The following is a 15,050-nucleotide window of genomic DNA, read 5'->3' on the forward strand; positions in this document are numbered from 1 at the left end:
GTTTCCGACTCTATCAGATCTTCTCGATCCGATTCCCGGCCGGCGGGATTCGTCTCGGACCCGGGGCTATTCGCCTCGCGGCCTTTCGACATTCACTACGTTAGCCGATTCCCGCCGCAGCTCATAATCGAGTTCCGGGAGTTCGAATTCGGACGTGCGGACACGTCGAAATCGCCCTCTGGGAGGGAGTCGTAATAGTGGGTTTGCCGCTTCCGGCTGCTGGCAGAACGCCGTACCCGGTTCAAGCGGCTCGGAGTACATTACGCACCTTCCAGGGACGCGTCAAGTTCGGCGCCGCCTCGGCGTGTGGGCCCGGTAGGGACTCACCGTCGGATCATGGGCGATCCAGAAGCGCCACGGGTGGACGCCTCCGTCCCCGGCCACCCCCGTGCGCGGGCCGCTGCGTACCTGGTCGGACGGCACCGCCGCACCGGTCAGGACACGCAACGGCGTCTCGCCCAGCGCACACGCGTCCGTGCCGTCGAGGGCGCGGTCCACGTCCAGCGCCGTGGCCAGCCGTGCCGGGCCTTTGGCCAGTTCCTTGTCGTTCCGGGCCGAGAGCCGACGTGTGCGGGCGAGTTCGGCGCCCTCGGTGATCTCGCCGGCCCGCAGCAGTACGGCGCTCGCCCGTCCTTCCGGACCGCACACCAGATTCATGCAGTGCCACATGCCATAGGTGAAGTAGACGTACACATGGCCGGGCGGACCGAACATCACGTCGTTGCGGGCTGTGCGACCGCGATAGGCGTGGGAGCCGGGGTCGTCCGGGCCCTCGTACGCCTCGACCTCCGTGAGGCGCAGTTCGATCGGACCGTCCGGGGTGGTACGGACGAGGAGGCGCCCCAGCAGATCGGGGGCGACCTCCAGTACAGGGCGGTCGAAGAACTCCCTGGGGAGCGGCGTACGGTCGGGGGTCACGATCATGGCGTACGAGCGTAGTCCAGACGGGTGTGTGTCAAAGGGTGGTCAAGAGTCCTCCCCCTTGGAAGGGTGAGGCGCGGAACCGGCCACGGGCCGGTTCGCGTATCTAGGACATCCAGCATCACGTGCGCATCACGGCGTCGCCCGGGAAGGAAGATTCATGGGGTTCAAGCGGCTGCTCGCCAGTCTGGGAGCCGGCGGGGCTTCGGTCGAGACCGTACTGACCGAGGTCAATGTCGTGCCGGGCGGTGTCGTCCAGGGCGAGGTGCGGATCCAGGGCGGGTCCGTGAACCAGGCGATCCAGGGCCTGAACGTCGGTCTGCAGGCCAAGGTCGAGGTCGAGGGGCACGACGACACGGAGTACAAGCAGGACATCGAGTTCTCCAAGGTCCGGCTCGGCGGTGCCTTCGAGCTCCGGGCGGGGGCCGTGCACGCCGTACCGTTCGGGCTCGACATCCCCTGGGAGACCCCGGTCACCATGATCGACGGGCAGGCGCTGCGCGGGATGCACATCGGCGTGACGACGGAGCTGGAGATCGCGCGTGCCGTCGACTCCGGCGATCTGGACCCGATCAATGTGCACCCGCTGCCGGCGCAGAAGGCGATCCTGGACGCCTTCGTCCAGCTGGGCTTCCGCTTCAAGACCGCGGACATGGAACGCGGTCACATCCGGGGGACGCGGCAACGGCTGCCGTTCTACCAGGAGATCGAGTTCTACCCGCCGTCGCAGTACCGTGGCCTGAACCAGGTGGAGTTGAGCTTCGTCGCGGACGAGCACGCGATGGACGTGGTTCTGGAGATGGACAAGAAGCCGGGTCTGTTCAGCGAGGGCAGCGACTCCTACCGCGCCTTCCAGGTCGGTCTGAACGACTTCCAGGGCACGGACTGGGCCGCATACCTCCATCAGTGGCTGTCGGAGGTCGGCAGCAAGCGCAGCTGGTTCTAGGCTCGGGAGCGACTGGAACCAGTTGATCCACTGACTTGGAGGTACCGAGGTGACCGAGTCCAAGAGGCGGCCACTGCCCCACGACTTCCATCCGCCCGTGCCGTCGTTCACGGTCACGAGCGAGGACGTCGAGCCGGGCGCCAGGCTCAAGGAGGCTCAGGTCCACGCCGCCGGGAACACCTCGCCGCAGCTGCGCTGGGAAGGCTTCCCGCCGGAGACGAAGAGCTTCGCCGTGACCTGCTACGACCCGGACGCCCCGACGGGCAGCGGGTTCTGGCACTGGGTCCTGTTCGACATCCCGGCCTCGGTGACGGAGCTGCCCGCCGGTGCGGGCAGCGGGAAGTTCGAGGGACTGCCCGAGGGTGCGGTCCACGCGCGCAACGACTACGGGACGAAGGACTTCGGCGGTGCCGCGCCGCCGCCCGGCGACGGGCCGCACCGGTATGTGTTCACGGTGTACGCGGTGGACCGGGAGAAGCTCGGTCCGGACTCGGACGCCTCTCCCGCGGTGGTCGGCTTCAATCTGCGCTTCCACACGCTGGCGCGCACCCAGCTCATCGGTGAGTACGAGAACCCGGCCGCGGGCTGACGTACGCGCTCGGAAGACTGACGTTCACCGAACGTTTGCCCGCCTCTGGTCTTGGAATTGATCAGAGGCGGGCAGTTTTTATTGCGTTGTCCATCTCGGCGCGCCCGTCCAGAGTTGATCCAAGCCCGCCAGGGGGTGGGCAGGTGCACACGGGAGGTGGGCTGGATGCGTGACACGCTTGTGCTGAACGCGAGCTTCGAGCCGCTGTCGACGGTGACGCTGAATCGAGCCGTCGTTCTGGTGCTGCAGGCCAAGGCCGTCGTGGAGCAGGCCCACCCCGAACTGCGTATGAGGGGCGCCGATGTCGACATACCGGCGCCCAGGGTCATCAGGCTCTGCAGATATGTACGGGTGCCCTTCCGAAGACAAGCTCCGTGGTCGAGGCGGGGTGTCCTGGTGCGGGACCGGCACAGGTGCGCGTACTGCGGGCGGCGGGCGACGACCGTGGACCACGTGGTGCCGCGGTCGCAGGGTGGTGCCGACTCCTGGCTGAACACGGTGGCCTCGTGCGCCGAGGACAATCACCGCAAAGCGAACCGTACTCCGGAGCAGGCGGGGATGCCGCTGCTGCGGCAGCCCTTCGAGCCGACGCCCGCGGATGCGATGCTGCTGGCGCTGGGGCACGACGAGTTCGAGGCGCTGCCGGAGTGGCTGGCACAGTCGGCCGCCTAAGAGCTCCTCGTACGGCCGTGCAGAGGAGAGCTCCTCGTACGGCCGTGCAGAGGCCACGCGCACCGACGTGGGACTGGGGCCTGCCCTCCTTCGGGAGGCGGGCCCCAGTGTCGTACGCTCGCTGTCCTGTCAGTCGATGGACGGCCGCTCGCGGCGCTCCGTGCTCGTGCCGCCGTTGGTGCCGGAGGACCCGGAGCCGCTGCTGCCCGAACCGCCGCCCATCGGGCCGAAGTTGCCGATCGCGCCGGAGAGGCCCTTCAGGGCGTCGCCGATCTCGCTCGGGACGATCCAGAGCTTGTTGGCGTCGCCCTCGGCGATCTTCGGGAGCATCTGGAGGTACTGGTAGGAGAGCAGCTTCTGGTCGGGGTCGCCGGCGTGGATGGACTCGAAGACCGTACGGATCGCCTGGGCCTCGCCCTCGGCGCGCAGGGCCGCGGCCTTCGCCTCACCCTCGGCCCGCAGGATCTGGGACTGCTTCTCACCCTCGGCGGTGAGGATGGCGGCCTGGCGCGTACCTTCGGCCGTGAGGATCGCGGCGCGCTTGTCACGGTCGGCGCGCATCTGCTTCTCCATCGAGTCCTGGATGGAGGTGGGCGGCTCGATGGCCTTCAGTTCGACGCGGTTGACGCGGATGCCCCACTTGCCGGTGGCCTCGTCGAGGACGCCGCGCAGCGCCGCGTTGATCTCCTCGCGGGAGGTCAGGGTGCGCTCCAGGTCCATGCCGCCGATGATGTTGCGGAGCGTGGTGACGGTGAGCTGCTCGATCGCCTGGATGTAGCTGGCGACCTCGTAGGTGGCGGCCCGTGCGTCGGTCACCTGGTAGTAGATGACGGTGTCGATGTTGACGACCAGGTTGTCCTGGGTGATCACCGGCTGTGGCGGGAACGGCACGACCTGTTCGCGCAGGTCGATGCGGTTGCGGATGGAGTCGATGAACGGGACCACGATGTTCAGGCCCGCGTTCAGCGTCCGTGTGTAGCGGCCGAAGCGCTCGACGATGGCCGCGCTCGCCTGTGGAATGACCTGGATCGTCTTGATCAGGGCGATGAAGACCAACACCACCAGAATGATCAGGACGATGATGATCGAGCCCATCGTGACTCCCCGTACCCCTTCTCCGCCTTGGAACCGTGTGGAAGATCTTATGGTGCTTCAAGATCTTGCTGGTCGAGTCTGACAGACCCTCGCACTCCTCGTGGGCTGTTCGGTCCAGTTGCGTCCTACGAGGTCACATGACGATCGCCGTGGCGCCCTCGATGTCCACGACGTCCACTTCCTGGCCTACTTCATAGGCGAGTTCGGTGTTGAGGGCGCGCGCCGACCAGATCTCTCCGGCGAGTTTGATCCGGCCGCCGTTGCCGTCGACGCGTTCCAGGACGACGGCCTGCTTGCCCTTCAACGCATCGATTCCCGTGGCGAGTCGGGGCCGCTGTGCGCCGTGCCGGGCGGCGATGGGTCGGACCACGGCGATGAGCGCGACCGAGACGACCGCGAAGACCACGACCTGGAGGACGGCGCCACCGCCCATGCCCCCGACGACCGCGGCCGCGACGGCGCCCGCCGCGAGCATGCCGAGCTCCGGCAGCGTGGTGATCACGAGCCCGATGCCGAGCCCTGCCGCGCCGATCAGCCACCACACCCACGCGTCGATGTTCACATGGTCATGGTAGGACCGCGGGTACGGTCGCGGACAGGGCGCCGACCGGACGCGAGGGACTCCCTATCGGCTTCGCCGGCGCACGGGTTGACGGATGTCCCGCGGGCGCGCCCCGTGGGCCCCGGTGGTCCCGGCGTCAGGACAGGGGCAGTCCCTGGGCCGTCCAGCGCTCGCCGACCTGCTCGACGACGAGCGGGAGGCCGAAGCAGAGGGAGAGGTTGCGCGAGGTCAGCTCCAGCTCCAGCGGGCCCGCGGCGAGCACTTTGCCCTGGCGGATCATCAGGACGTGGGTGAAGCCGGGGGCGATCTCCTCGACATGGTGGGTGACCATGATCATGGAGGGGGCGATCGGGTCCCGGGCGAGGCGGCCGAGACGGCGTACGAGGTCCTCGCGGCCACCGAGGTCGAGGCCGGCGGCGGGCTCGTCGAGCAGCAGCAGCTCGGGGTCGGACATCAGGGCGCGGGCGATGAGGGTGCGCTTGCGCTCGCCCTCGGAGAGGGTGCCGAACCTGCGGTCGAGGTACTCGTTCATGCCGAGGCGGTCGAGGAAGGCACGGGCGCGCTGCTCGTCGACGTCCTCGTACTCCTCCTGCCAGCCGGCCGTCATGCCGTACGCGGCGGTCAGCACGGTCTGCAGGACGGTCTGGCGCTTGGGGAGCTTCTCCGCCATGGCGATGCCGGCCATGCCGATGCGGGGGCGCAGCTCGAAGACGTCGGTGCCGGGCTTGCCGAGGGTCTCGCCGAGGATGGTGGCGGTGCCCTTGGTGGGGAAGAGGTAGCTGGAGGCGACGTTCAGGAGGGTCGTCTTGCCGGCGCCGTTGGGGCCGAGGATCACCCAGCGCTCGCCCTCCTTGACCGACCAGGAGACCTCCTCCACCAGAGCCCGGCCCTCGCGGACCACGGATACGTCCTCCAGCTCCAGAACATCGCTCATGAGCGCGTTGTCTCCCCTTGCAGTGTGGCCAGTGTCGGCTCTCGCGTACGCCTGTGGGCGCGGTCCGCCACGCCGGTGGGCGCAGCCCCCCAAGAAATCTACGCCACCGGTCGCCCGGTCCATTCCATAGGTCCGGTCCTCAGAGCTCCGAAGGTCCGGTCCTTGGAGCTCCGAACAGAATGGGCGCCCGGCTCGCGGCGCCTGGCACGCACTCCCCGAGCTCTTCGAGCAGAGGGGACCCCCAGCCGCGTTGCCGGAAGGCCCTGGTCGCTCCGCCACGAGGACCTTCCGGCGCCTTGCGATCGCACGCACCAGACGCCGCGAGCTGATCGGACTCCCATTCTGTTCGGAGCTCTTAGGGTGGGGGGCATGCTCTCGGAACCACGCTCAGGACGGCTGGCCGCATGGGGGAACGCCTTGCTGGCCGGACTTGTTTCGCCGGACGACGCCGCGTCCGCCATTGTCGGGGAGGATGCCGTGCACCGGGTCGAGGGGCTGCCGGGTGAGTCAGTGCCCGTCGGTCTCACGCTCGCGCTGGGGCGGCTGCGCAGGCTCGGGGTGAGTGGGCTGCGGGTCGCGCTGCCGGCGCCGGGACATCCGCTGGGTCTGAGCGGTCCGCCGGAGTTCAACGCGCGGGCGATCGACGCCGAGGAGGCGGTGGTCTGCCACGGGGCCGCGTTCGGGCTGGTGCCGGAGGTGTACGAGGCCGGGCCGGACGGCGATGTGCATGTCGAGGTCGTCTGGCACTGTCTGCCCGTGCGGGAGGCGCCGCCCGCCGATGTGCCGTCGCTGGGGGAGGCCGAGCGGGAGCTGGCGGAGGCGCTGCGCGAGGCGACCGAGATGCTGGCGCGGCTGGACGTGGCCGGGTCGGGGCCGGCGGCGGAGGCGGCGATCGACGCGTACCGGGCGCGGGCCGAGCGGGGGCAGGAGCTGCTCGCTCCGGGGTATCCGCCACGGGCCGCGCGGGTGCTGGAGCTGGCGCAGCGGGTGGGGTTGCTGATCTCGGTGGCGTACGAGAACGGGCACGGGGGTGCGGTGAGCGCCTCCGAGATGGCCGCGCGGGCGCAGGCGCTGCGGCCGGTGGAGCGGACGGCTCGGCGGGCGCAGGTCGCGGCGTACAACTCCGTGGTGGAGCGGCGGGAGATGGGGTGACCGGGGGTTCGCGTTGCCCGGGGGTGAGGTCACCGTCCCTGGGGCTGCGCCCCCAGACGTCCTGGTCGGGCTGACGGCCTCGTCTTGTCGGCCTGACGGCCTCGTCCGCGAACGCCGGACGGGCTGGAGACACCTGGACTGGACTGACATGTACGACTGACCGGCCTCCCAGGAGTGCCTGGGAGGCCGGTGTGGTCAAGGGTGCGGCCTCGACGCGTCAGTGGTTGATGCCCAGGTTGCCGAAGGCCGGGTTCAGGACGCCGATCACGTTCACGGTGTTGCCGACCGCGTTCACGGGGACGTGGACCGGGGCCTGGATGACGTTGCCCGAGACGACACCCGGGGAGCCCACGGCTTTGCCGTCGGCGTGCGCCCCCTCGGTGGCGGAGGCGAGACCGGCACTGGCGGCGACCAGACCACCGGCCACCATCGTGACGGCTACGGCCTTCTTCAGGTTCTTCACTTCTGAGCCCTCTCCTTACGATCACTGCGGCAGGCGCCGCAGCACGCCTTGGAGAACGCCTGGGTCCGACCGAGGATGCGCCGTACGAGGGACATACACCCGACGGTATGAATCTCAGCCCGGTGCGAAACCTTCCACGGGGCGCCCGGATCCCGTCAGCCGTCCACCCCGTGGCGTACGGCCCACAGGGCGGCCTGGGTGCGGTCCGCCAGGTCGAGCTTCATCAGGATGTTGGAGACATGGGTCTTCACCGTCTTCTCCGACAGCACCAGCGCGCGGGCGATCTCCCGGTTCGACCGGCCGTCCGCGATCAGGCCCAGTACCTCCCGCTCGCGCTCGGTGAGCGAACCGGCTCTCCCCTGGCCCGGGTTGGCCTCCTCCTGGGACAGCAGCGCGCCCGCGACCTCCGGCTGGAGCAGGATGTGCCCCGCGTGCACCGAGCGGATGGCTCCGGCGAGCGCGTCGGGGTCCACGTCCTTGTAGACGTAACCGGCGGCGCCCGCGCGCAGGGCGGGAACCACCGTGCGCTGCTCGGTGAAGCTGGTGACGATGAGCACGCGCGCGGGGTTGTCGAGTTCGCGGAGCTTGCGCAGCGCGTCGATACCGTCCATGCCCGGCATCCTGACGTCCATGAGGACGACGTCGGGCTTCAGCTCCTCGGCACGGGCGACGCCCTCCGCGCCGTCGGAGGCCTCTCCGACGACCTGGATGTCGTCCTGCACCTCCAGGAAGGTGCGCAGACCGCGGCGGACCACCTGGTGGTCGTCGACGAGCAGCACCTTGATTGCGTCAGCCACCAGGGACCTCCATCTCGATCATGGTGCCCTTGCCGGGCGCCGATTCCACGGTCAGGCTGCCGCCGACCCCGCTCGCCCGGTCGCGCATGGAGACCAGACCGAGGTGGCGCCCCGCGCGGCGTATCGCCCCGGGTTCGAATCCGCTGCCGTCGTCCGCCACGCGCAGGACGGCGCCCGGTCCGCGCCTTTCCAGGGTGACGTAGACCCGTTCGGCGCCGGAGTGTCGCAGAGCGTTGTGCAGGGCCTCCTGGGCGACGCGCAGGAGTGCCTCCTCCTGGGCGGCCGGGAGCGCGCGGACGCCACAGCTGGTGAAGGTCACTCGCGCGGTGTGGGCGCGGTCGAGCACCTGCGCCTGGGTGCGCAGCGTGGCCACCAGACCGTCCTCGTCCAGGGCCGCGGGGCGCAGCTCGACGACGGCGGCGCGCAGTTCGTCGGCCGCCTCCGCGGCGAGCGCCGCCACCTGCTGCAGCTCGCCCTTGGCCCGGCCCGGATCCCGGTCGACCAGGGCGGCCGCGGCCTGGGCGGTGAGCCGCAGGGAGAAGAGCTTCTGGTTGACCGCGTCGTGCAGCTCGTGGGCCAGCCGGGAGCGCTCCTCGGCGATGGTCAGCTCCCGGCTGCGCTCGTACAGCCGGGCGTTGGTGAGGGCGATCGCGGCGTGCTGGGCGAGGATCGAGAGCAGTTCCTCGTCGTCCTCGGTGAAGCCGCAGCCGCTGTGCGGCTCCGGGCACCGCTTGTTGGCGAGGAACAGCGCGCCGATGGTCTCGTCGCCGTCGCGGATGGGCAGGCCCAGGAAGTCGGACATCTCGGGGTGGGCGCTCGGCCAGCCCTCGAAGCGGGGGTCCCGGCGGACGTCGGCGAGCCGCTCGGGCTTCGCCTCGTGCAGCATGGCGGCCAGGATGCCGTGCTGGCGCGGGAGCGGGCCGATGGCCTTCCACTGTTCGTCGCTGACGCCGTCGACGACGAACTGGGCGAAGCCTCCGTGGTCGTCCGGGACGCCCAGCGCCGCGTACTCGGCGTCGAGCAGTTCGCGGGCCGAGGCGACGATCGTCTTGAGGACGTCGCGCACCTCCAGGTGCCTGCTCATGGCCAGCAGCGCGGAGCTCACCGCGTACAGGCCCGACCGGGGTCCATGGCTCATGACCTCACCGTACCGGCGAGGTGTGACAGGGCGTATCCGACCTGTGGCGGCCGTGCCTGGTCCCCTGGCCCTAGGGCGAAGGGTCCCGGCTCTTTGCGGCCCCCGTCCGAGGCGGCCGGACCGGTGCCGTCCCTACGTTGAGGTCACCGCCGACCACCGGCGGCGGACGGACGAGGGGACGGTAGTCATGCCGGTTGCGATCATCACGGGGGCTTCCAAGGGGCTGGGGCGGGCACTGGGCGCGGCTCTGGCGGAGCGCGGCTGGGACCTGGTGCTGGACGCCAGGACCGAGCGGGTCCTGGCGGAGACGGCCGAGGCCCTGTCCGGGTACGGGACGCGTGTGGAGGCCCTGCCCGGGGACGTCACGGACGCCGCGCATCGTGCCGACCTGGTGGCGGCGGCCCGGAAGCTGGGCGGGCTCGACCTGCTGGTGCACAACGCGAGCGCGCTGGGCGCCGAGCCGCTGGTGCGGCTGGAGGGGCTGTCGCTGGAGGGGCTGCGGCGGGCGCTGGAGGTGAACACGGTCGCCGCCCTGGGTCTCGTCCAGGAGGGGCTGCCGCTGCTGCGGCGGTCGGGTGCCGGCGCGGTGATCACCGTCAGTTCGGACGCGGCGGCCGAGGCGTACGAGACATGGGGCGGGTACGGCGCGTCCAAGGCGGCGCTCGACCATCTGGCGGCGGTGCTAGGCGAGGAGGAACCCGGGCTTCGGGTGTGGGCGGTCGACCCCGGGGACATGGCCACGGACCTGTATGCGGCGGCCGTACCGGACGACGACGCTCCGCGGCCCGCGCCGCAGAGCGTGGTGCCCGCCTTCCTCAAGTTGCTGGACGAGCGTCCGGCGAGCGGCCGCTACGGTGCGCCGTCCCTGCTGGAGGGGCGATGACCACCGAGATGCGGATCGAGGTTCCGCCGGAGCTGTCGGCGCGGGTCCCGGTCGAGCAGCGCGGGCCGGGGCTTGGCCGGGACGCCGTGCGGCTGCTGGTCTCGCGCGGCACCGAGGTGTCGCACCACGCGTTCGTCGAGCTGCCGCGGCTGCTGCGTGCCGGGGACCTGCTGGTCGTCAACACGTCGCCCACGCGGGCGGCCGCGGTGGACGGCCGGATCGGGCACGCGCGCGTGGTGGTGCACTTCTCCACGCGCGGGGACGACGGACGGTGGGCCGTCGAGCTACGGGATCCGGACGGACGGGGCACCACGCGCGCGCGTGCGGGCGGGCACGCGGGGACAGAGGTGCGGCTTGCGGGCGGGGGACGGCTCGTCCTGGAGGAGCCGCTGTCGCGGCGGAGTGAGCGGCTGTGGTGGGGCCGTCCGTCGGATCCGGACGTGGTGGGGCTGCTGGGCCGGCATGGGCGACCCATCCGTTACTCCTACACCGACAGGGACCAGCCGCTGTCCGTGTACCAGACGGTGTTCGCGCTGCCGTCCGCCGACGGCGCGGGCAGTGCGGAGATGCCGAGCGCGGCGCGGCCCTTCACCTCACGGATGGTGGCGGAGCTGGTGAGCCGGGGAGTGCAGTTCGCACCGATCACACTGCACACGGGGGTGGCGTCGGCCGAGGCGCACGAGCCGCCGTATCCGGAGCGGTTCGCGGTGCCGGAGACGTCGGCGCGGCTGATCAATGCGGTCAGAGCCGGAGACGGCCGGGTCGTCGCGGTGGGCACGACGGCCGTGCGGGCGGTGGAGTCGGCCGCGGGCGCCGACGGTGCCGTACGGGCGCGGAAGGGCTGGACCGATCTGGTGGTGACGCCGGAGCGCGGGGTGCGAGTGGTGGACGGGCTGCTGACGGGGCTGCACGAGCCCGAGGCGTCGCATCTGCTGATGCTGGAGGCGGTCGCGGGGCGAGCGGCGATCGACCGCGGCTACGAGGAGGCGCTGGCCGGGCGGTACCTGTGGCACGAGTTCGGTGACGCCCATCTCATCCTGCCGCAGGAAGGCCATCACACAGAGCATTGCTCCAGCAACTGTTTGTGAAAACGCCGGGGGCTGGATGTGAGGCCGCGCATAGGGCGCAGGTCACGTACGAAGCCCGATAGGAGGTAAAGAAGTTCCTTATGAGCGGGGCAGACGGGTCGATCTGCCCCGTTTCGCCCTACCTGGTCGGACTATCGCGGATAGTACGTCACACCTTTGCCTGGAGTTTTTGCGGCCGTTAAGAATTGCTGCCGTCGCTCGGCGCCGCGGTCTCGAACCCGCGGCGCTTGTGCTGGAAACCCCGTCCCGCCGGCATCAGAGCGACCTCCGTGCAATTCGAAGAGGTCCATTCACCCATGCCCCAGAATTTTCGCCTGCCCAAGAACCTTCGTGATCGCAGTCGTGCGCTGACCAAGGCCCAGAAGATCTCCGTCGCCGGTGCGGCCGCCCTGGGAGTCGCCACCCTCGCGCTCACCGCCGCCCCGAGCCAGGCGGAGACCCCGGCCCACACGGCCGCCGTCGCCTCCGTCCCGGTGGTGCTCGGCAACCAGCCGGTCAAGGAGATCAAGGTCAGCGTCACCGACCAGCTGGCCGCCTCCGCCCTGAAGGCCGAGGCCATCGCCGCGAAGCAGAAGGCCGCCGGCGAGGCCGTCGCCAAGCAGCGCGCCGCGCAGCAGGCGGCCGACAAGGCTCGGCAGGACGCGGCGCAGAAGGCCGCTCAGCAGCGCACCGTGCAGGAGGCCGCGAGCCGCTCCGCGCAGCGCCCCCAGGTGCAGCCGGCCGGCACCAACAGCTACGCCAACAACCTCGACGGCTGGATCCACCAGTCCCTCGACATCATGGCGCAGAAGGGGATCCCGGGTTCGTACAACGGCCTGTACCGCAACATCATGCGTGAGTCCTCGGGCAACCCGATGGCCATCAACAACTGGGACGTCAACGCCGTCAACGGCATCCCGTCCAAGGGCCTGCTCCAGGTGATCGACCCGACGTTCAACGCGTACCACGTGGCCGGCACCTCGTCGAACATCTACGACCCGGTCGCGAACATCACCGCTGCCGCCAACTACGCGGCCCACCGGTACGGTTCGATCGACAACGTCAACAGCGCTTACTGAGGCGGACGGGCCTCTTCACGCACGCCGAAGGGCGGCACCCTGCTGGGTGCCGCCCTTCGGCGTCGTACGACGGCGTTCCGGCTCGGCCGAGAGCCGGCCTGCTACTTCCGCATGACCTCCGGCTCGTGGCGGCGCAGGAACCTGGCCACGAGGAAGCCACAGATCACACCCAGGGCGATCAGGGCGGCCATGTCCATGGTCCAGACCCCCGCCGTGTGGTTCCACAGCGGGTCCGTGCTGGTCGGGTCGTCCGTGTTCGGGGCGATGTTGTTGAAGTCCAGCGTCGCACCGGCGGCGGCGACCGCCCAACGCGACGGCATCAGATACGAGAACTCGTTGACACCGACCGTGCCGTGCAGGGTGAAGAGGCAGCCGGTGAAGACCACCTGGATGATCGCGAACATGACCAGCAGCGGCATGGTCTTCTCGGCCGTCTTCACCAGCGCCGAGATGACCAGGCCGAACATCATCGACGTGAAGCCCAGCGCCATGATCGGCAGGCACAGCTCGAACAGCGTGGCGCTGCCCAGGACGACGCCCTCCTGAGGGATCTCCCGGCTGGAGAAGCCGATCACGCCGACCATCAGGCCCTGTAGCACGGTGACGGCGCCGAGGACGATCACCTTCGACATCAGATACGCGGAACGGGACAGGCCGGTGGCGCGTTCCCGTTCGTAGATGACCCGTTCCTTGATCAGCTCGCGCACGGAGTTGGCGGCGCCCGCGAAGCACGCGCCGACCGCGAGGATCAGCAGGACCGTGGTGGCCGTGCCGTTGGGGATGTGCATGCCGGTCCTGGGGTTGATCGGGTTGACCAGCAGACCCCTCTTGTGGTCGATGAGCAGGCTCACCGCGCCGAGCACCGCCGGGAGGATCACCGTCAGCGCCAGGAAGCCCTTGTCGGAGACGATGACCGAGACGTACCGCCGGATCAGGGTGCCGAGCTGGGAGAGCCAGCCCTGCGGCTTGGGCGGCTTGATCGCTTGCGGCGGCGGCATGTGGATCGACTGCGGGGCGACGGCGTCGATGTCCGCGGCGTACATCTGGTAGTGCTGCGAGCCCTTCCAGCGACCCGCCCAGTCGTAGTCGCGGTAGTTCTCGAAGGCGGAGAAGACATCGGCCCAGGTCTCGTAGCCGAAGAAGTTCAGCGCCTCCTCCGGCGGGCCGAAGTAGGCGACGGACCCGCCGGGCGCCATCACCAGGAGCTTGTCGCACAGCGCCAGCTCGGCCACGGAGTGGGTGACGACCAGCACCGTACGGCCGTCGTCGGCCAGACCACGCAGCAGCTGCATGACGTCGCGGTCCATGCCCGGGTCGAGACCGGACGTCGGCTCGTCCAGGAAGATCAGCGACGGCTTGGTGAGCAGTTCCAGGGCCACCGACACACGCTTGCGCTGGCCGCCGGAGAGGGAGGTGACCTTCTTGTCCTTGTGGATGTCCAGCTTCAGCTCGCGCAGCACCTCGTCGATGCGGGCCTCGCGCTCCGCGGCCGTGGTGTCGGCGGGGAAGCGCAGCTTGGCCGCGTACTTGAGGGCCTTCTTGACGCTCAGTTCCTTGTGCAGGATGTCGTCCTGCGGGACGAGACCGATGCGCTGGCGCAGCTCGGCGAACTGCTTGTAGAGGTTCCGGTTGTCGTAGAGGACGTCGCCCTGGTTGGCCGGGCGGTAACCGGTGAGCGCCTTCAGCAGCGTCGACTTGCCGGAGCCGGACGGGCCGATGACCGCGATCAGCGACTTCTCCGGGACGCCGAAGGAGACGTCCTTGAGGATCTGCTTGCCGCCGTCCACCGTGACGGTGAGGTGACGGGCGGAGAAGGAGACCTCACCGGTGTCGACGAACTCCTCGAGGCGGTCGCCGACCAGACGGAACGTCGAGTGGCCGACGCCGACGATGTCGTTCGGGCCGAGCAGCGCCGAGCCGCCCTTGCCGATAGGCATGCCGTTGACGAACGTGCCGTTGTGCGAGCCCAGGTCACGGATCTCGAACCGGCCGTCCGGCGTGGCGTGGAACTCCGCGTGGTGCCGGGAGACCTGGAGGTCGGAGACGACCAGCTCGTTCTCCAGCGCACGGCCGATGCGCATCACTCGGCCGAGGGCGAGCTGGTGGAACGTGGTGGGGCTGCGGTCGCCGTAGACCGGCGGCGCCCCCGCGCCACCACCGGAGCCCTGCTGCTGCGGAATCTGGGCAGCGGCCTGCTGCGGCTGCTGCCAGCCCGGCTGGGCAGCCTGCTGCTGCGGGGCCTGCTGCGCCCAGCCGGCGTTCGCGCCCTGTGCCGCGTACGGCTGCTGCTGGGGCTGGGCCCGCGGGGCGGCGACCGCGGCCGCGGCGCCGGACAGGCTCACACGCGGCCCGTCGGTCGCGTTGCCCAGGTGCACGGCCGCCCCCGGGCCGATCTCCAGCTGTTGGATCCGCTGCCCCTGCACGAACGTGCCGTTGGTACTGCCGTGGTCCTCGATGACCCAACTTCGGCCGTTCCAGCTGATCGTGGCGTGCCGCCAGGAGACCCTGGCGTCGTCGAGCACGATGTCCCCCTGCGGATCGCGTCCGAGGGTGTATGACCTGGACGCGTCGAGCGTCCAGGTGCGTCCGTTCAATTCGAGTACGAGTTCAGGCACTCCATGCCCCACTGAGTTGTCCCCCGAGTTACCCCCATCGCAGGGAGTCTAGGGATGTCGAACATCGTGGGGAACTATTTCAGGCTGAGCCCTCTGACCAAAAGTCGGGCCTTGTGAAGAGTGCGTAGGGCCCCCGG

General features: G+C 69.9%; 15 protein-coding genes. 7 read left to right on the forward strand and 8 right to left on the reverse strand.

The window, feature by feature from the left end; translation table 11 throughout:
- Positions 1–282 precede the first annotated feature (282 nt).
- The gene (locus ASC56_RS13075) at positions 283–924 is read right to left on the reverse strand and encodes a DNA-3-methyladenine glycosylase (protein ID WP_055491531.1); all 642 of its coding nucleotides are present in this window, start codon (positions 922–924) and stop codon (positions 283–285) included.
- A gap of 157 nt (positions 925–1,081) precedes the next feature.
- Here ASC56_RS13075 and ASC56_RS13080 point away from each other — a divergent pair, with 157 nt between their 5' ends.
- The 3 genes from ASC56_RS13080 to ASC56_RS13090 all read left to right on the forward strand — a co-directional run bounded on the left by ASC56_RS13080 (position 1,082) and on the right by ASC56_RS13090 (position 3,128).
- On the forward strand, positions 1,082–1,867 hold the full coding sequence (locus ASC56_RS13080; RefSeq protein ID WP_055491532.1) for a sporulation protein: 786 nt from the start codon (positions 1,082–1,084) through the stop codon (positions 1,865–1,867).
- Positions 1,868–1,916: 49 nt separating this feature from the next.
- Positions 1,917–2,456: a YbhB/YbcL family Raf kinase inhibitor-like protein gene (locus ASC56_RS13085; RefSeq protein ID WP_055491533.1), complete on the forward strand. Its 540-nt coding sequence runs from the start codon at positions 1,917–1,919 to the stop codon at positions 2,454–2,456.
- A 165-nt stretch (positions 2,457–2,621) separates the two neighbouring features.
- The gene (locus ASC56_RS13090) at positions 2,622–3,128 is read left to right on the forward strand and encodes an HNH endonuclease (RefSeq protein WP_055491911.1); all 507 of its coding nucleotides are present in this window, start codon (positions 2,622–2,624) and stop codon (positions 3,126–3,128) included.
- Between the two features lie 129 nt (positions 3,129–3,257).
- On the opposite strand, the gene ASC56_RS13095 is transcribed toward ASC56_RS13090, so the two are convergent.
- The 3 genes from ASC56_RS13095 to ASC56_RS13105 all read right to left on the reverse strand — a co-directional run bounded on the left by ASC56_RS13095 (position 3,258) and on the right by ASC56_RS13105 (position 5,719).
- Positions 3,258–4,223: an SPFH domain-containing protein gene (locus ASC56_RS13095; RefSeq protein WP_055491534.1), complete on the reverse strand. Its 966-nt coding sequence runs from the start codon at positions 4,221–4,223 to the stop codon at positions 3,258–3,260.
- 133 nt (positions 4,224–4,356) lie between these two features.
- Positions 4,357–4,785 carry an NfeD family protein gene (locus tag ASC56_RS13100; protein ID WP_055491535.1) on the reverse strand — a complete coding sequence of 143 codons (429 nt, stop codon included), beginning with the start codon at positions 4,783–4,785 and terminating at the stop codon, positions 4,357–4,359.
- Between the two features lie 136 nt (positions 4,786–4,921).
- A complete protein-coding gene (locus ASC56_RS13105) occupies positions 4,922–5,719 on the reverse strand; it encodes an ABC transporter ATP-binding protein (protein WP_055491536.1) in 798 nt (265 codons plus the stop codon).
- Positions 5,720–6,088: 369 nt separating this feature from the next.
- On the opposite strand from ASC56_RS13105, the gene ASC56_RS13110 reads away from it, so the two are divergent.
- Positions 6,089–6,871: a hypothetical protein gene (locus tag ASC56_RS13110; protein WP_079102482.1), complete on the forward strand. Its 783-nt coding sequence runs from the start codon at positions 6,089–6,091 to the stop codon at positions 6,869–6,871.
- 217 nt (positions 6,872–7,088) lie between these two features.
- On the opposite strand, the gene ASC56_RS13115 is transcribed toward ASC56_RS13110, so the two are convergent.
- The 3 genes from ASC56_RS13115 to ASC56_RS13125 form a co-directional block, all read right to left on the reverse strand.
- Complete coding sequence (locus ASC56_RS13115) at positions 7,089–7,334, reverse strand: chaplin (RefSeq protein ID WP_055491537.1); 246 nt, start codon at positions 7,332–7,334, stop codon at positions 7,089–7,091.
- Positions 7,335–7,489: 155 nt separating this feature from the next.
- Positions 7,490–8,131, reverse strand: coding sequence for a response regulator transcription factor (locus ASC56_RS13120; protein ID WP_055491538.1), 642 nt, complete (start codon positions 8,129–8,131; stop codon positions 7,490–7,492).
- Positions 8,124–9,269 carry a GAF domain-containing sensor histidine kinase gene (locus ASC56_RS13125; RefSeq protein WP_055491539.1) on the reverse strand — a complete coding sequence of 382 codons (1,146 nt, stop codon included), beginning with the start codon at positions 9,267–9,269 and terminating at the stop codon, positions 8,124–8,126. Before ASC56_RS13125 ends, ASC56_RS13120 begins: the two co-directional genes overlap by 8 nt.
- A gap of 187 nt (positions 9,270–9,456) precedes the next feature.
- On the opposite strand from ASC56_RS13125, the gene ASC56_RS13130 reads away from it, so the two are divergent.
- The 3 genes from ASC56_RS13130 to ASC56_RS13140 all read left to right on the forward strand — a co-directional run bounded on the left by ASC56_RS13130 (position 9,457) and on the right by ASC56_RS13140 (position 12,298).
- The gene (locus ASC56_RS13130) at positions 9,457–10,152 is read left to right on the forward strand and encodes an SDR family oxidoreductase (RefSeq protein WP_055491540.1); all 696 of its coding nucleotides are present in this window, start codon (positions 9,457–9,459) and stop codon (positions 10,150–10,152) included.
- Positions 10,149–11,240, forward strand: coding sequence for an S-adenosylmethionine:tRNA ribosyltransferase-isomerase (locus ASC56_RS13135; protein ID WP_055491541.1), 1,092 nt, complete (start codon positions 10,149–10,151; stop codon positions 11,238–11,240). Before ASC56_RS13130 ends, ASC56_RS13135 begins: the two co-directional genes overlap by 4 nt.
- Before the next feature lie 296 nt (positions 11,241–11,536).
- Entirely contained in the window at positions 11,537–12,298 is a 762-nt protein-coding gene (locus ASC56_RS13140; RefSeq protein ID WP_199835980.1) for a transglycosylase SLT domain-containing protein, read from the forward strand.
- Positions 12,299–12,399: 101 nt separating this feature from the next.
- Here the strand turns inward: ASC56_RS13140 and ASC56_RS13145 are convergent, their stop codons facing one another.
- Entirely contained in the window at positions 12,400–14,913 is a 2,514-nt protein-coding gene (locus tag ASC56_RS13145) for an FHA domain-containing protein (protein ID WP_055491542.1), read from the reverse strand.
- Positions 14,914–15,050 lie beyond the last annotated feature (137 nt).

It is taken from the genome of Streptomyces sp. TP-A0356 (genome assembly GCF_001417775.1).
In the GTDB taxonomy this organism is placed as follows: domain Bacteria; phylum Actinomycetota; class Actinomycetes; order Streptomycetales; family Streptomycetaceae; genus Streptomyces.

Excerpts from the sequence above, each read along its gene's own strand:
- ASC56_RS13075 (WP_055491531.1), bottom strand. The coding sequence starts at position 924 with ATGATCGTGACCCCCGACCGTACGCCGCTCCCCAGGGAGTTCTTCGAC.
- ASC56_RS13090 (WP_055491911.1), top strand. The coding sequence starts at position 2,622 with ATGCGTGACACGCTTGTGCTGAACGCGAGCTTCGAGCCGCTGTCGACG.
- ASC56_RS13080 (WP_055491532.1), top strand. The coding sequence starts at position 1,082 with ATGGGGTTCAAGCGGCTGCTCGCCAGTCTGGGAGCCGGCGGGGCTTCG.
- ASC56_RS13135 (WP_055491541.1), top strand. The coding sequence starts at position 10,149 with ATGACCACCGAGATGCGGATCGAGGTTCCGCCGGAGCTGTCGGCGCGG.
- ASC56_RS13110 (WP_079102482.1), top strand. The coding sequence starts at position 6,089 with ATGCTCTCGGAACCACGCTCAGGACGGCTGGCCGCATGGGGGAACGCC.
- ASC56_RS13105 (WP_055491536.1), bottom strand. The coding sequence starts at position 5,719 with ATGAGCGATGTTCTGGAGCTGGAGGACGTATCCGTGGTCCGCGAGGGC.
- ASC56_RS13130 (WP_055491540.1), top strand. The coding sequence starts at position 9,457 with ATGCCGGTTGCGATCATCACGGGGGCTTCCAAGGGGCTGGGGCGGGCA.
- ASC56_RS13140 (WP_199835980.1), top strand. The coding sequence starts at position 11,537 with ATGCCCCAGAATTTTCGCCTGCCCAAGAACCTTCGTGATCGCAGTCGT.
- ASC56_RS13125 (WP_055491539.1), bottom strand. The coding sequence starts at position 9,269 with ATGAGCCATGGACCCCGGTCGGGCCTGTACGCGGTGAGCTCCGCGCTG.
- ASC56_RS13095 (WP_055491534.1), bottom strand. The coding sequence starts at position 4,223 with ATGGGCTCGATCATCATCGTCCTGATCATTCTGGTGGTGTTGGTCTTC.